Consider the following 16,076-nt stretch of genomic DNA (forward strand, 5'->3'; position numbering starts at 1 on the left):
TCAATCCTTTTTAGGTAGGAATACCTCTGCCATCATACAGCGTGCACTGCCTCCTCCACAGGCTTCGATGGTATCGAGCGGGCTGTGCAGGATGTCATTGTATTTCTGAAGTCGGTCTAATTGCTCGGAGTCCAGACTGTGATAGGCGGCACTGGACATGACCAGAAGAGCGCCATTCTTACCTTCTACCTGAAGCATGTTCCCGGCAAATTGTTCGACCTGCTCCTCAGTGATCTCGATGATCTCCTTGTTACTGTCCTCGATGGTCTCTATCACCTCATGACGTTCTTCCAGATCATCGATGCTATCCAGACAGATCACTACGAAGCGATCGGCTACACACATCATCACATTGGTGTGATAGATGGGAAGTCTTTCGTCACCTACCGTCTGGTTTGCGTGGAATAGACAAGGGCGGTAGTCCATTTCTCTGCAGAAATCGTAGAGCAATTGCTCGTCTGTCCGTTCGGATATGGCGGCATAGGCTATCCTGTTCTCACGGTCCAGCACCACACTGCCGGTGCCTTCTAGGAAGCGGCCTTCATTCTCAGCTTCTGACATATCCACCACTTGGTCTATACGCAGTCCTTTATCCTTGAGGTGATCCAGTATCTCAATCCTTCTTTCTGTCCTGCGGTTCTCAGCAAACATGGGATACAGTACCACTGTTCCAGAACGATGGAATGAGACCCAATTATTGGGAAAAATGCTATCGGGAGTGTCTTTATGGGAGGTGTCCTGTACCACAGTGACCTCCACACCATGTGCCCTCAGTTCCTCTACAAAACCTTCGAACTCACTTCTGGCCTTGGCCTGTATCTCATCGGCACTATGACGACCTGACTTCTGCTGGTAGAAATTATTCTCTGCAGTCTGTTCGTTGTATCGGAAGGCCACAGGAGAGACCATGAGTATGTGGTCGGTATACTGTTTCATTTGTCCTGATCTAAACGTATCAAAGGCATGGTACTGCATCGCAGTAGCCCGCCCATCTTCGAGACTTCGTCATACTTGATTTCCTCTACCATGAATCCTCGCTCTCTCAGTTCGGAATTCAAGCGAGTGAAGGACGAATTCGAGACGATCACTTCGGTGGAGATGGAGAAGACATTGGGGAACATGTAGTAGAACTCTTCCCGATCGACATCTATCAGATTCTCATTGCCGAATACATGCTCCAGAAAGTCCAGATCGGCCTCGTGCTTGAATCCACCTCGATAGATGATGGCCTGGTCTGTACCTATCGGTTGGAAACAGCAATCCAAGTGGAGAACTCCCTCCCGGGGATCGGTATCGTGTTTGTGCAATTGGAAGCCCCTCACTTTCATGGAGGGAAATAAGGATCGGAGTCGGTTCAGCGCTTTTTCATTGGTGCGAGCGGTCTTGTACTTATTGAACTCATCCTCAGGGCTATAGCCTACGAATAGATAGCCTTTCCAAGGCATAACATCGCCTCCTTCTACATATACGCCCTCTTCTAATTCAATGATATGGTCTTCATGGATCTGCGAGATGACATGTTGTATGCCATTCACTTCCTCGGCCCGGTCTTCGATGATATTGGGAATGATGAACCGATCCCCGATAGCCATACAGATATCACGTGCGAAAACTTGGTTGAGTTCATCCAACTCGGTCGGTCGGAAGACCTCTACGCCATGTGACTCCAGTACATCCCTGAACTGAGTCATCTCCTCGCGTACATCCGACTGCTGAGGATAGATTCCGAGTTGTACACTTTCATAGGATTTGGCATCATAGCACTCCTCCAATGTAGGAGTACTACCCATAAGCGCGGCACTGCCTAGGACGACCTTCTTGAGTCGTCCAGTTTCACTATAGATATGGGGAATGATGCCTTCCATTTCGTAGGCGCCAAAAATACGTGTTTGGGCATGCCATGAAACCTTGATATCCACCTCACGTACAAAGCTATGAGCGACAAGCTATTTATGAGAGTTATTGGAATTGTAATCCTTCTATTGATAGTATTCACCGTGTGGGTCTCCTGCACTGAGGATAACTCGATTTTTGGAGACTATATCGAAGAAGGGCGCATAGAATATGCGGTATCCTTCCCCCATATGGAGCCTGACAATGTCATGTCCTCCATCCTACCTGAGAAGATGTATGTCAACTTCAAGGGAAACAAGTATAATTCAGAGTTCAACACCTACGGTGGCGTATTCAAGAATCGGATCACCGTGGATACGGAGCAGCGGAAATACTCCCAGATGCTCAAGATATTCAAGAAACGATTGGCCTGTGAGTATGATAAAGTGGACATCGATGAGATGATGCTGGACTTTCCACCATTCACCATCATCCAATCCGATATCATAGACACCTTGGCAGGGATTCCTTGTAAGAAGGCCAAAGGAGTCTTCTATGATATCGAGGCCGAAGAGATAGATATCTACTATACCGATCGTATCAAGGTGAAAAACCCCAATTGGTGCTCTCCTTTCTCAGAACTGGACGGATTTCTGATGGGTTATGATGTGGATATGTTCGATATCAGACTGCGACTCACGGCAAAGAACCTGGAGCAGATGCCCATAGATGAGTCAGAATTCTCGATGGCAGAGGACTACAAGATGGTCTCCTACAAGTACATCAAAGTAGAGATCGAGAAGTTGATGGACTCTTTCGACATCTGAATCAATCCCCCATTTCTTAGGCAATAGAGCCAACATTCTGCTGTTGATATAGGAGGTCTTCTTCCCCATGAAGGGCGATGACCACTCCTACATTTGTTGAATACAGCAGATACTATGTCGAAGGGCCAGTCCAAGCGAACACCACGAAAAGGGAAAAAGAAGAATAAGAAGAAGCTCGATCTGAGCACTGCGCGTTTGACCCAGTGGATGAGCAGTAGACGTACCAGACGTGTATTCGGATTATTCCTTTGTCTCACCGCACTGCTGGTCACCATCGCATACTGTTCCTATCTCTTCACCTGGCAGGAAGATCAATCTTTCCTCATGGGAAGCGTCAATGATCTGCTAGGGGATAAGACCATCAAGGTCAAGAACCTGCTCGGGAAATTCGGAGCCATCATCTCCCATGCGAGTTTCTACAATGGTTTCGGTATAGCCTCCTTCATCTTTCCCTTCATATTGGTCCTTTTCGGTGTGAAGGCCATTTCCAAGAAATACTTCCTACCCCTATGGCAGACCCTAGGGATCGCTTCGTTCACCTTGATCTGGTCCGCATTGTTCTTCGGGGTTTTCTTCAGTTCTACCGTGCATCTGGGTGGCCGGGTAGGCTACGAGGCCACGCTTTGGTCTGAAAGCATCTTCGGTGGGGTAGGAACGGTAGCGATTCTGGCATTCAGCCTTCTCTCGTTCATCCTGGTGGTGTTCAATCCGGGCTTTGCCTGGGTGGATAGTTCGATGGCCTGGCTCCAAGACAAATGGCGCTTGCAGATGGCAGGGGTCTCAGATGTAGAGAGTGTAAGTGATGATACTCTGGAGACCATAGTCGATCGGCCTTCAGAATCCATTCCTATGCCGGTCTCTGAAAAGGATATCGAAATAGAGGATGAGATTCTGGCCAATATCCTCTCTGATGATGATGACGAAGAACCCACACTCAGCCAAGAACTCACTCCAGAAGTACCTCAGTCAGAAAAGAAGGACTCCAATGCCAATGAGGATGATTTCTCGATAGAGGTAGAAGTGGCCAAAGAAGAGCAGGTACTTTCCGAGAAAGAACTGAACGCCAAGACCAAGGAATTCGGTGAGTATGACCCCACCTTGGATCTATCCTCCTTCAAAGCACCAGGCATCGACCTATTGATCGACTATGGTGGAAATGAACTCAGCGTGAGCAAGGAGGAGCTCGAAGAGAACAAGAACCGGATAGTCGAGACGCTGGGGAATTACAAGATCGGAATCTCCAAGATCAAAGCGACCATAGGGCCGACTGTTACCCTCTATGAGATCGTGCCTGAGGCAGGAGTGCGTATCTCCAAGATCAAGAATCTGGAAGATGATATCGCACTCAGTCTGGCGGCTTTGGGCATACGGATCATCGCTCCTATCCCTGGTAAAGGGACCATCGGGATCGAAGTGCCTAATTCCAATCCCGACACGGTCTCCATGCGCACCGTGATCGCTTCTGACAAGTTCCAGAATTCTGAAATGGCCCTACCTATCGCACTGGGGAAGACCATCAGCAACGAGACCTTCGTCACCGATCTGGCCAAGATGCCTCACCTACTGATGGCCGGGGCTACCGGACAGGGTAAATCCGTAGGCTTGAATGCTATTCTCGTTTCTCTGCTTTACAAGAAACACCCTTCTCAGATCAAGTTCGTCCTGGTGGACCCTAAAAAGGTGGAGCTGACCTTGTTCAATAAGATCGAGCGCCACTACCTGGCCAAGCTACCTGGGGATGACTCTGAGGCCATTATCACGGATACCAGCAAGGTGGTGACTACTCTCAACAGCCTCTGCGTGGAGATGGATCAACGCTATGACCTGCTCAAGGACGCCCAAGTGCGTAATATCAAAGAGTACAACGCCAAGTTCATCAAGCGGAAGCTCAACCCGGAGAATGGACACCGCTACCTCCCTTATATCGTGCTGGTGGTAGACGAATTTGCCGATCTGATCATGACGGCCGGCAAAGAAGTGGAGAATCCCATCGCCCGACTGGCCCAGCTCGCCCGAGCCATCGGAATACACTTGATCATAGCGACCCAACGTCCTTCGGTCAATATCATCACCGGTACCATCAAAGCTAATTTCCCAGCACGTATCGCATTCCGAGTTACCTCTAAGATCGATTCACGAACCATTCTCGATGCTGGTGGGGCCGATCAGTTGATCGGACGTGGGGATATGCTCCTCAATAGTGGTTCTGAGGTGATCAGACTCCAATGTGCCTTCGTTGACACGCCTGAAGTGGAACAGATCTGCGAGTTCATCGGCAATCAACGTGGCTATCCAGAAGCCTTCATCCTACCGGAATATATCGATGAAAATGCCTCTGAAGTAGGAGGCCTGGATGCAAGCGACCGGGATGAACTCTTCGAAGATGCCGCACGGGTCATCGTGAGTCATCAGCAGGGAAGTACCTCACTCATCCAGCGTAAGTTGAAACTCGGATATAACCGGGCGGGCAGATTGATCGATCAGCTCGAAGCGGCAGGTATCGTAGGTCCATTCAAAGGGTCCAAGGCCAGAGAGGTGCTCATCCCCGATGAATATACTTTGGAACAGTTCTTGAACAGTGAGGCTTCAGTGGATCAAAACCTCGAGAATCTATGAAATTCAAGACAATACCTTTCCTGATAGCCATTCTTTCACTGACCCTTTTCAGTGGCAATGCACTCCATGCTCAAGATGAGAAGGCCGAAGCCATCCTTAGTAAGTTGAGCGAGAAGATGAAGCAGTTTGAGAGTGTATCGGCCACCTTCAGCTCCAAGATGATCGACAAGCAGGCCGATATGGAAGTGGATCAGAGTGGGAGCATCAAAGTCTCCGGGGATAATTATAAGCTCCAGTTAGGTGATATCATGGTGATATGTGATGGAGAGAACGTATGGACCTACTCCAAGAAGAGCAATGAGGTAATGATCGATCTGGCCGAGGATATCTACGATGAAGAAGGAATAGAGCCGGCAGAACTATTCACTATCTGGGAGACCGGCTTCAAGTCGCAGCATGCGGGTGAAGAAACCGTGAATGGAACAGATTGTGAGATCGTCAAGCTCTTTCCCAATGAGCCTCAAGAGAAGGTATTCCACACCATCAAGATCTACATCGATCCAGAAGCACTGGAGATGAAACGTGCCATGATCCTAGGTAAGGAAGGGAATGATACGGTCTACAATATCACTTCCTTCGATACGGGCTATATCCAAAGCACGGAATTCAAGTTCGACCGATCGGCCTTTCCAGGCGTAGAAGTCATAGATAATCGATGAACCTGAAGCTCTCCACCTAGAAGGTGAAGATGACCAAAGACCATACGCTGCAATAGAGCAGCAAGAACCAGTATCCATCGAATCGTCTACGCTCAATGGTCAGATAGATGAATGCTCCCACAGTGATGAGGAGCGAATACTGTACCACTTGGATGCCCTGAAGACTGAGCAATTTGAAGATGAGCATGGTTACAAATGGTATCAAGGTCAAAGGGATGAGCAAGCGACTCCGTTTGGATTCTCCAGCTCGATCGAGCCACATGAGTGCTCCCAGTCCTAGCGAGACCATGATCATCAGTCCCAATGCATGGTAAAAGAGACCACTGGGGTCCAGAATGAAGAGCAGAGGAGCTAGCGCTGCAGCCAACGAAAGGACCAGCAATGTCCACATGCGGTCTTTGACAGACAGGACACACGCAATAAGACCTATTACAATGAGAACGTAGTACATGCCCCTAAAGAAAGGCAATCCAGAAATTCTCACATTTTTTGTAAATTGCTGATAATCAGCAGATAAAAATTGTTAATGAGCTGTTAATTCGGGAACCTTGGTAGAGTTTGGCCGTAGATTTGTGTAGTTCAAACAAAGAATCGAACAATTAAAAACCCATACGATGAAGAATACATTGATGTTATTGGCTGCGGTACTCCTACTAGGATTCACTGCACAAGCCCAGACGGAAGTGGCCAATGGCCCAGTGATCTCAGTAGATAAGGATGTACACGACTACGGTGAGTTGGAGAAAGGCGGTGATCCATACTGCGAATTCACCATCACCAACAAAGGAAATGAGCCTTTGATCATCTCCAATGCCAAAGGATCATGTGGATGTACTGTTCCTGAGTGGTCAAAAGAGCCGATTCTTCCAGGAGAAAGCACGGTCATGAAAGTGAAATACGACACCAAGCGTGTCGGTCCTATCAACAAGAGTGTCACCGTGACGTCCAACGCCTCCAACGAGCCTACCAAGGTCCTTCGTATCAGAGGTAAGGTACTGGCGCCTGTAGAAGGTTCTGCTCCTGTCAAGGAGACACCTGCCGGTGCTCCTGTGGTGAAGTAAGCTTCACTCAACAAGATCTTACACCCCTGTCACTTCGGTGGCAGGGGTTTTTTACTGCTTAGCTGGTAGCGATACATTAAATTCACGGTCCGAATTCGAATAGCGTATGCCATCCATCTCACAGAAAGGGCAGGCCATGCCCGCATCGCCCATCAGAAAGCTCGTTCCCTATGCAGAGGGTGCCAAAGCACGAGGTATCCATGTACATCATCTCAATATAGGTCAGCCCGACATAGAGACACCGGAAGTGGTGATGGAAGGACTCACCCAGATCGATCGCAAGGTGATCGAATACAGCCACTCTGCGGGATTCCAGAGCTACCGAGAGAAATTGGCAGACTACTACAATCGGGTGGGTACGCGCATCACGGTAGACAATGTGATCGTGACCACCGGAGGGTCTGAGGCTCTGCTCTTTGCCTTGCAGACCTGTTTCAATCCAGGCGATGAGGTCATCATACCAGAACCCTTCTATGCCAATTACAATGGATTCTCCCGGGCCGCAGGGGTCAAAGTGATTCCGATCACCGCGCGCATCGAAGACGATTATTCACTACCGCCCATCTCTGAATTCGAGGAGAAGGTAGGCGATAAGACCAAGGGTATCATCCTGTGCAATCCGGCCAATCCGACCGGCTATCTCTACACCACAGATGAATTGATGGCCTTGCAGGACCTGGTGAAAAAGCACGACCTCTATCTCATAGCCGATGAGGTCTATCGCGAATTCTGCTATGACGATGCCATTCCGCGTTCCTGTCTCAAACTGAATGAGATCGAGCAGAATGTGATCGTAGTGGATTCTGTGTCCAAGAGATACAGCATGTGCGGTGCCCGGGTGGGCGCCATGGTCACAAAGAATCAAGATGTGCTCGACACGGTCATGAAATTTGCACAGGCCCGGCTCAGTCCGCCTACACTGGGCCAGATCGCAGGAGAGATGGCCTTGGATACCCCACAGAGTTACTTCGATGAGGTTAATCGGGAATACAACATGAGGCGCAACGTACTGGTGGATGGATTGAAATCCATTCCAGGCGTACTATGTCCCAAGCCCAAAGGGGCCTTCTATTGTATGGCACGCTTACCCATCGATGACAGCGACCGCTTCTGCCAGTGGATCCTAGAAGAATTCCAATGGAACGGGAGCACTGTCATGATGGCACCAGGAAGTGGATTCTACGCGACCGAAGGGGCCGGAAAAGATGAGGTCAGACTGGCCTATGTACTCAAGCAAGAAGACCTTTTGGAGTCGGTATTGATCATACGGGAGGCCTTGAAAGTCTATCCAGGAACCAAACAGTGATGGCATTCTCATTCTTCAAAAAGAACAGTTCGGATCATGCAGATCCCGAGTCCATGTGGACCGCTCTTCGCTCCTTGGATCAGTGGGAACAAATAGTAAAGAAGTCACATGATACTCCGCAATTGATATTCAAGCACAGCACCCGCTGTGGTGTCAGTCGCATGGTACTTAGAGAATTCGAGAGAGAGTGGCAAGGTGATCATCCCTGCTATTATCTGGACCTATTGGCCCACAGGGATGTTTCCAATGCTATTGCAGAATCCACGGGCGTGCTTCATCAAAGCCCCCAGATCATCATTCTTAAAGAAGGGAAGGCCATCTATGATGCATCCCATCAATCTATCTCTGCTCAAGAAAGTCTGGCGAAAATCGAGATCGCGATCAACGCACAATAGTGATCATACCCATCTTCTCTATCCGATCGGTAGCGGTGGCAGGTTTGGCCTGTATCCTCCAGATATAGGTGCCATCCGGTACATAGTACTCTTCTTCACTGGGTCCTTGTCCATTCCATAGGGTAGGATACTCATTGGTCTCGAAGACCACCGTGCCCCATCTATCGAAGACCTGGAAAGTATAGAATACCGGATCCAGATTCTGTATCTCCAATCGGAAGATGTCATTGATGCCATCGTCATTGGGTGAGAAGGCCGTAGGAACGAATAGTTGGAATTCATCCATGATCTCGATATCCACTCGAGTAGAATCCGTGCAACCGATACTATCAGTGATGACCAATTGTACCGTGTAGATGTCAGGCACCGTGGGGAACAGGAAGAAGGGATGTTCTTCTTCCGAAGTGCCCACGTTATTCTCTATCCCGAACATCCAGTCATTGAAGATATTGTTCTCAGAGAAGTTAGTGAAGGTGATCAGTGGGTCGAATATGCCTGTGCGCACCGGGTCAGCGGCAAAAAGGGCTTCCGGTGGAGTGGGGGAGGCCACCAAGGCTTCCGCACTACCCTCGCATCCGTTGGGATCTGCGATCACCACTTCATAGAAACCTCCACAGAGGGTATTGTTCACACTATCCGACTGGAAGGTGTCGCCACCATCGAAACTATAATTCTCAGCGACAGGGCTGTAGATGATCAATTCACCATCACAGGCTCCCAGACAGGATTCCCGCGTAGTCGCCACCGAATCGATGATGGGTGCTGGGGGTTGGTCCACAAATACCTCGATGGAAGTGGCACAGCTATCATTGTCTTTGAGCGTGACGGTATAGGTACCATAGCATAGATCCAGTGCCTCATTGGGTGTGGCCCCTTCCGTACCGGCTGAGAAGACATAGGTATAGTCGGCCAAGGGGGGATTTACATTCCCATTGGCACCGGTGACCAGAATCTCACCTGTACATTCTCCAAAGCAGAAAGGCTCGGTGACCGTAGCATCTATATCGATGCCATCAAAGAAGGATACCTCGATCGTGGAGGAGGTCGGGCAGGAGGTGCCATCCAAGTCGGTCCATGTGAGCTCATAGACACCCGGTGTGGTGGCGCTGACTATGGTGTTGTGCGATGTAGGATTCTGGAATACGACATCCGTTCCTGCTGGGGCCGTCCATTCTCCATTGGGGATATCCGTTGCATCCAGCTGATATTGCATGGCACAAAGGGCCAGGTCGGTACCTGCTTCCAAAGCTCCTGAAACGAAGAGGGTCACCTCATCGGTAAATCGGCAATCAGGGTGATTCGGTTGCCAGACCTCTACGGTGAATGTGGTAGTCTCTACCAGACCGTTGACCGTAGGATTCTGTGCGCTCGGATTATTCAGGTTCTCCACCGGGGTCCAACTATAACTTAGCGGGGGTTCGGGTGGATAGCAGAATGCCAGCCCATTGAAGGCTAATCCGCTGGTCGGCTCTGTGCCGAACTCTCCATCGGAGAAGACCACATCGCCATTGGCATTGAAGAGTATGTATTCGTTCTGGGAAGGATCCTGAGTGGCTCCCACACCTCCTGGTGTATAGATGATCTCTATGGTGGACTCGTGATTCACTGGGATATCGAAACTTAGACTCACACCGTCTGCATCGGTCAGTGTGTAGAAGCTGGAAGTTCCATCCACGATCAGTTCCACCTCTCCTCCGAACCAGCCATTGCCCCAGGTATCAAGCAGGACCAATTCGTACACGCAGTCATCGGCAGCTTGGGTGTCTAGGAAGACATTCAATTGATAGGGTTCTTCGCAATTGATCTCCGCATCATCTCCGGCATTGGGCTGCAGTGGATCCAGTACCGTGATAGTCACGGTGGTATCGTAGGAACAACCGAAGTCATTGGATGTCGTATAGGTATAGTCGTACGTCCCGGGTTCAGTGGGTTCTACGGTGATGGTGTTGGCATCATCGGAGATGGAAGTGATGAACTGACCTGCATCCCAAGCCGAGCTGTCAGCTCCTTGACCCCAGATCGGAGTGAAGGTGGTCACACCAGGAAAGAGTTCTGGATTGAGGTCGATTCCCCATTCGAAGATGTATCCATCATCGATACCTAGATTGTCGGTCACGATAAAGGTCCAGGTTCCATTCAATGGACATCCGACCAGATCACAAAGGTCCTCTTGGGATTGATAGATGCCCGGGTTGACGATATTATTAGTCTCTGCATCACCATCTGCATTGGTATAGCTCACACTGGTCCAGTTGGAGTTCTCATAGAAGAAACCCATAGTTGACAGCGGTGACCATCCATAGTCGTAACCCACTCCAGGTGCGACACCAGGATCATTGGCTTCTCCCAGATAGGTTCCTCCACCTCCAGAACCGAATTCATGTAGGACTACAGAAGTCCCATCGGGACACTCTATGATCATCTCCAGATCTCCCAGATAGGAATGCACCATATTGATGTTGATCTGCAATAGATCGTCACAATTCTCCAAGGTCGCATCCGGCTCGAAGAAGTCAAAGGTCAACGTAGACTCGAAATCGAATCCAAGGTCATCGGCCAAGTAGGTCTCTCCAGCAACTACCTGCGGAGGTAAGGCTGTCCAAGTGACTCCTTCAGCAGTAGCTCCAAGGGTGATGGTCTCCCCGATACAGGTCTCATTCGGATAATCTATCTGAACATCTGGAAGCGTACTGACAATGATCTGTAAGGGTGTGACATTCAAACTTTGACAACCATTGTTGTCTTCTACCGTCAGGCTGACCAAGAATTCTCCCGCTTCATTGAAGGTGTGAGAAGCTGTGATACCGCTCAGGGTATCGGACTCGGAACCATCATCGAAATTCCATATGTATTGACCGATGGTGAATCCTGGGGCGGCTGAAGAGCCAGAGCCAGAAAAAGTCACTTCATCACCAATACAGATAGAAACACTGTCCAATCCTGCGACCGGTGGTGCGGGAGTCTGGATAGTTGAATTCTGGGTAGGTGCATCACATGGAGTCGTACATGAAATGTTGCCGATCCAACCGGCATTCCCTCCGGTATTATTGGTCGGAGAGATGAATTCGAAAGTGAGGCATCCGGTGAGGTTAGAGGTACTCCCGGTGATGGTCAGGCCGGCCAGGTCATCACCAAAATAAGATCCTGCATATGGCGCTGAAGTATCATCTCCTTGATAGATATTGAGTACATCGCTGTTATTGGGATTGGGGCTGGTCTGTAGATCAAAACCGATGAAATAGATCTGCACTACATCTCCAGGTACGTCTGGGCAGATGGTGAAGGTGTGTTCCGCTCCTGAATAGGGCCCTTCCGTGCCATCATCAACAAATGTCCCAAAGCAGGTGGTGACAGTTTCTCCATCTGCAATGGCATACTCTTCCTGACCTAGAATCACTATCTGGGTCAGTAGGAGTAAGAAGGTCAGTAAAAAAGGCTTTGTCATGCTGTTCATCTTTCCTGTATGGCCGTGCTGATCAAAAGGTAAAGATACCTTAACTCGACATTCTGTAATACCCTTTCAGCGCATAGTATTGGACTGCAAATCAGGTATTTCATCGTATCAACATTACTGAGCCACGTATCACTTTGGCATCTCTTCTGAATCGATCCCGGGTGATGATGATATAATTATAGACTCCATTCCGCGAACGTTTGCCGCTATTGAATTCCTTTCCGTTCCATTTCTCTCGGGCCGCGTTGGATGAGAATACCTTGGAACCCGCTCTGTCGAAAATGTCGAAACTATAGAAGTTGAGATCCGCATTGCGTATCTCCGGGCCGAAGAGGTCGTTCAGTCCATCGCCATCGGGTGTGAAGGCATTGGGTATATAGACCGCCATATCACCTACTACCTCTATGGTCTTGCAGAGGGTATTCCTACAGCCTACGAGATCGGAAGTGGCCTGAAGACAGATCTCATATTCATCAGGTAGATCTTCTTCAAGCAACCACGAGACAGTACTTACTTGAGAGATGGTATCTCCATCCAGGGTCCACAGATAGCTGTTGCTACCTTCCGTAAGATTGAAAAGATTGATGACGGGATTGATCGCAGTCACAGGATTGGGATTGAAGCTGAAACGAGGGTCGGGAAGGGGATCCACATGGGCGATCATTGTACTCGTAGTCATACACCCATGTCGGTCAGCGGTGAGATCGATAGGCACTGAGATGGATTCTGTTTCCGTATTCTCAATACTCAATGTGGTCATAGACGCGTTCGGGTCTTGGAAATAGGCTTCCCCTTGCCAGAGATAGCTCACATTCGATTCGGAAGCTATGCCAATCCATAAGCTATCGGTACTGCAGAGTTGTATTTCAGGTGCCAGTTCGTTCACCGGATAAGCTATGACTTCGGCATGTAAGGTCACCGTCTCCATGGATTGACAACCGGTCTCTTCATCTGTACTCGGCCCCAATGTGACTGAGAATATTTCATCAGGTGTATAGGTTTGAGTCCATTGATCATCGATGTAGATGTTCTCAGAATCACCATTTATGGACAGTCCCACAATCTGGACATCTCCAACGGTAGTCTCTATCTGGAGGAGGAGCGGCTCCCCAGAGCAGATCGAATCATCCGATAGACCAGCAGCGAATTCAGGCAAGGGATGGAGTATGATGGAGTCGGATTCGAATGCGTAGGCCTGGCACGCTTGGTCGCTCAGGTATTCGATCTGGAGAAAGCCTTCGGTGGTGAAGCTCAGAGTGGTGTCCGATGTGGTGAGGAGGGTGTCTGAAAGAACATCAGCGTGCGAATAGCTGAATTGCCAAGGCCCGCTACCGCTTAACTGGATATCTACACTTACCGTGTCTCCTTGGCAAGCCGGACCAGAACTCATAAGAACAGCTTGAGGTGCTGGAATGACCTCTACATCGACCGTTCCACTGGCAGATGCGGTACAATTGGCATCACTGATTCCGGTGAGGGTGTATTCACCGCTTTCGTAGACAGGGATCACTTCAGGGCTGTTGCCTATAGTGATCTCTTGGGGAGAACCATCAATGGTGTATGCTACTACCCAAGGCGCTTGACCTTGCACTTCTAGTACAGGGCCATTGCCCGATCCTTCACAAAAACTTCCGCCACCAGAAATACTCGCTACTGGCAGATCCTGTACACTCACCTGTACTTCACCTTCGGTGGTGCCTGGACAGTGGGCATCTGCGAGAAGCGACAACGTGTACGTACCCTCTGTGGATGTGGTGATGATCAAGGGATTTTCAGTTGTGACATATTGAGCGAATGGACTCCCATCCAATTCGACATCGACCGTCCAAGGAGCGGTACCGCTCAATTCCACTTCGAACTCAGCCTCTTCTCCTGCACAGATAGCAGCATCACCCTGCATGCTGGCTGTAGGGGTGGGTCTGAAGAGGATACCTACACCTGTGGTCGATGTCAAGCAGACATCATTGGGGTCGGCCTGACCTTCAGAAGTCTCATTGGCCACGATGGCCGTCAACCAATAGGTCTGTCCGGGTTCTAGATCTGAGGTATAGGCAATTCCTCCGGTCAGATCATCCACATAGATCAGGATTGTACCTAGGATATCGGCCGAGCCATCGTGGATGATGAAGGAGCGGATATCGTCATTGTCCAAGGTCTCGAACTCGTCATCATAGTCCACCAGAATGTCTTCTCCGATACACGCCTCCAGGGTATCTCCTGCATCGGTGAATTCTCCGGCCGAAGCATAGAGGCATTCGCATTCGAGGACTCCTTGGCGTATGGTCACGCAGCCCTGCTCATCCGTCACTTCAAAGGAGAAGGCTGATCCATTGGCCATTTCTGCACTGGTGAATTCGTTCCCGGAAATAGGTGCACCGTCCACGCTATAGCTTCCATTCCCCCCTTGAATGATGAAGGATACGGTGCCTTGCTGGGTCTGTACATCACAGTCTATACTCAGTCCGTAGGTTATTAGATCAGGCAGTACCTCATAGTAGGCACAGGTATCCTGTAGCTGGGCCTCACATCCTGTCGAACCTGCTGGGCTTACTCCGGCCAAGCAATAGATCATGCTATTGGGTACGGGAAAAGAGACCTGATCACCTGAGGTCACATCGCTGATCCCATACGTTCCGAAACTGGCCTCCATCGTGATGTCATAGCTGTCCCATTCTCCTTCGATGAGGATCTGTGCCGTACCCTCTTCTCCTCCACAAAGAGTATCTCCGCCTATCAGGCTGGCCATAGGTGCTGCAGAGATATCTACCTCGAAGATCCCTTGGCCTTCACCCGTACAGGTGGAATCCGAGCTATCCCATATCTGTACGATGGAATAATCTGTATTCACACCCGGATAGACGATGAACTCCTCGCCCACATCCAAGGTGTCGGTCAAGAATGTCAGACCAGAAGATGCATTGAGGATTTCCAGAAGAAAGGGGCCGTTACCTTCCATCTGAGGATAGATACTGACTGATTGGCCGGGGCAGATGCTCTGCTCTCCTGAGAGCGTGGCCTGTGGAGGTGGGTTCAGCGTATAGCTGGCATCTGAAGTCAGAATAGGGTCACACCCGATATATCCTTCGATGGTGGCTGAATCAAGGGTATAGACTGTACTCACTTCGGACTCGAATGTCAAGAGCTGTCCATCGCTCACATTGGAGAAATCATAGCTATTGCCATTCCCATCGATGATAGTGATGTCGAACGAATCGGAAGAACTGCTGTTGAATAGAAGCTCGAATGGACTGCTTAGGCACTGCACGACATCACCGGTCAATTGGGCCGTGGGAGTCTCGATGAATTGTAGATCGAGGATAGCTTCTTCTCCACATGCCGAACACGGAAATGAATAAGAATACGCTCCGCTGAGCGCTGTTTGTGAGTCGACTGTTCCTGACGGGATGAGGCTGCCGGACGGGTCGACCCACTCACCACCGGCATCGAATACACCGGTCAATAGATCGAAGAGGTCTACTGTTTCTGAACGGCAGATGGTATATGCAGCTCCTTGGCCTACTTCCCCAACGAAGATCACTTCCAGATCGAGCGTAGCCGCATCTGCACAATTGGCATTTTGAATACTATATATATACTGGCCCGACTCGCCTACGCTTGGATCGAAGTCGCTTGAAATGACATTCCCCTCTGAATCGGTCCACTGTCCATCAGGCTGAGGGCTACCATCGAGTAGATCGAGCAGATCGACCGTTTCTTGACATGAGCATAGTACTACGGAGCTATTCGCACCTGCATCAGCCACAGGAATCGATTCTACTTCCACTTCAGCAGTGGAGGCCTCACAAGTCCCAATGGCTGGAAAGGAATAGGTGTAGACCCCCGTCATATCATTGCTCGGAGAGAAGGGTTCTTGCCAGACATCCCCCATGGGATCGGTCCATGTGCCGCCTGCATCAGGAGTACC

At 49.7% G+C, this 16,076-nt stretch carries 11 protein-coding genes; 6 read left to right on the forward strand and 5 right to left on the reverse strand.

All coding sequences use genetic code 11. From position 1 onward, the window contains the following. Both HKN79_12565 and HKN79_12570 read right to left on the reverse strand, forming a co-directional pair. The gene (locus HKN79_12565; GenBank protein NNC84399.1) at nucleotides 1-936 is read right to left on the reverse strand and encodes an amidinotransferase; all 936 of its coding nucleotides are present in this window, start codon (nucleotides 934-936) and stop codon (nucleotides 1-3) included. Then, on the reverse strand, nucleotides 933-1,856 hold the full coding sequence (locus HKN79_12570; protein ID NNC84400.1) for an amidinotransferase: 924 nt from the start codon (nucleotides 1,854-1,856) through the stop codon (nucleotides 933-935). The genes HKN79_12565 and HKN79_12570 overlap by 4 nt, the downstream gene beginning before the upstream one ends. Before the next feature lie 126 nt (nucleotides 1,857-1,982). On the opposite strand from HKN79_12570, the gene HKN79_12575 reads away from it, so the two are divergent. From HKN79_12575 to HKN79_12585, 3 genes are all read left to right on the forward strand, one after another. Next, complete coding sequence (locus tag HKN79_12575; protein ID NNC84401.1) at nucleotides 1,983-2,660, forward strand: hypothetical protein; 678 nt, start codon at nucleotides 1,983-1,985, stop codon at nucleotides 2,658-2,660. Nucleotides 2,661-2,774: 114 nt separating this feature from the next. Beyond that, a complete protein-coding gene (locus HKN79_12580; protein NNC84402.1) occupies nucleotides 2,775-5,276 on the forward strand; it encodes a DNA translocase FtsK in 2,502 nt (833 codons plus the stop codon). Beyond that, complete coding sequence (locus HKN79_12585; GenBank protein ID NNC84403.1) at nucleotides 5,273-5,935, forward strand: outer membrane lipoprotein carrier protein LolA; 663 nt, start codon at nucleotides 5,273-5,275, stop codon at nucleotides 5,933-5,935. Before HKN79_12580 ends, HKN79_12585 begins: the two co-directional genes overlap by 4 nt. Nucleotides 5,936-5,951: 16 nt before the next feature. Here the strand turns inward: HKN79_12585 and HKN79_12590 are convergent, their stop codons facing one another. Further along, nucleotides 5,952-6,386 (reverse strand): hypothetical protein, encoded by a 435-nt coding sequence (locus HKN79_12590; GenBank protein ID NNC84404.1) that lies wholly within the window; start codon nucleotides 6,384-6,386, stop codon nucleotides 5,952-5,954. 163 nt (nucleotides 6,387-6,549) lie between these two features. Between HKN79_12590 and HKN79_12595 the strand changes: the two genes are divergently transcribed. From HKN79_12595 to ytxJ, 3 genes are all read left to right on the forward strand, one after another. Then, nucleotides 6,550-6,996 carry a DUF1573 domain-containing protein gene (locus HKN79_12595; GenBank protein ID NNC84405.1) on the forward strand — a complete coding sequence of 149 codons (447 nt, stop codon included), beginning with the start codon at nucleotides 6,550-6,552 and terminating at the stop codon, nucleotides 6,994-6,996. Nucleotides 6,997-7,102: 106 nt separating this feature from the next. Beyond that, nucleotides 7,103-8,302 (forward strand): pyridoxal phosphate-dependent aminotransferase, encoded by a 1,200-nt coding sequence (locus HKN79_12600; GenBank protein NNC84406.1) that lies wholly within the window; start codon nucleotides 7,103-7,105, stop codon nucleotides 8,300-8,302. Next, nucleotides 8,302-8,697, forward strand: a complete 396-nt coding sequence (gene ytxJ / locus HKN79_12605) for a bacillithiol system redox-active protein YtxJ (GenBank protein ID NNC84407.1) — start codon at nucleotides 8,302-8,304, stop codon at nucleotides 8,695-8,697. Before HKN79_12600 ends, ytxJ begins: the two co-directional genes overlap by 1 nt. On the opposite strand, the gene HKN79_12610 is transcribed toward ytxJ, so the two are convergent. Both HKN79_12610 and HKN79_12615 read right to left on the reverse strand, forming a co-directional pair. After that, nucleotides 8,684-12,142, reverse strand: coding sequence for a PKD domain-containing protein (locus HKN79_12610; protein ID NNC84408.1), 3,459 nt, complete (start codon nucleotides 12,140-12,142; stop codon nucleotides 8,684-8,686). The genes ytxJ and HKN79_12610 overlap by 14 nt on opposite strands. 109 nt (nucleotides 12,143-12,251) lie before the next feature. Further along, nucleotides 12,252-16,076 (reverse strand): hypothetical protein (locus tag HKN79_12615; GenBank protein NNC84409.1); only part of this gene is annotated, 3,825 nt, incomplete at its 5' end.

Source organism: Flavobacteriales bacterium, assembly GCA_013001705.1.
GTDB lineage: Bacteria > Bacteroidota > Bacteroidia > Flavobacteriales_D > JABDKJ01 > JABDLZ01.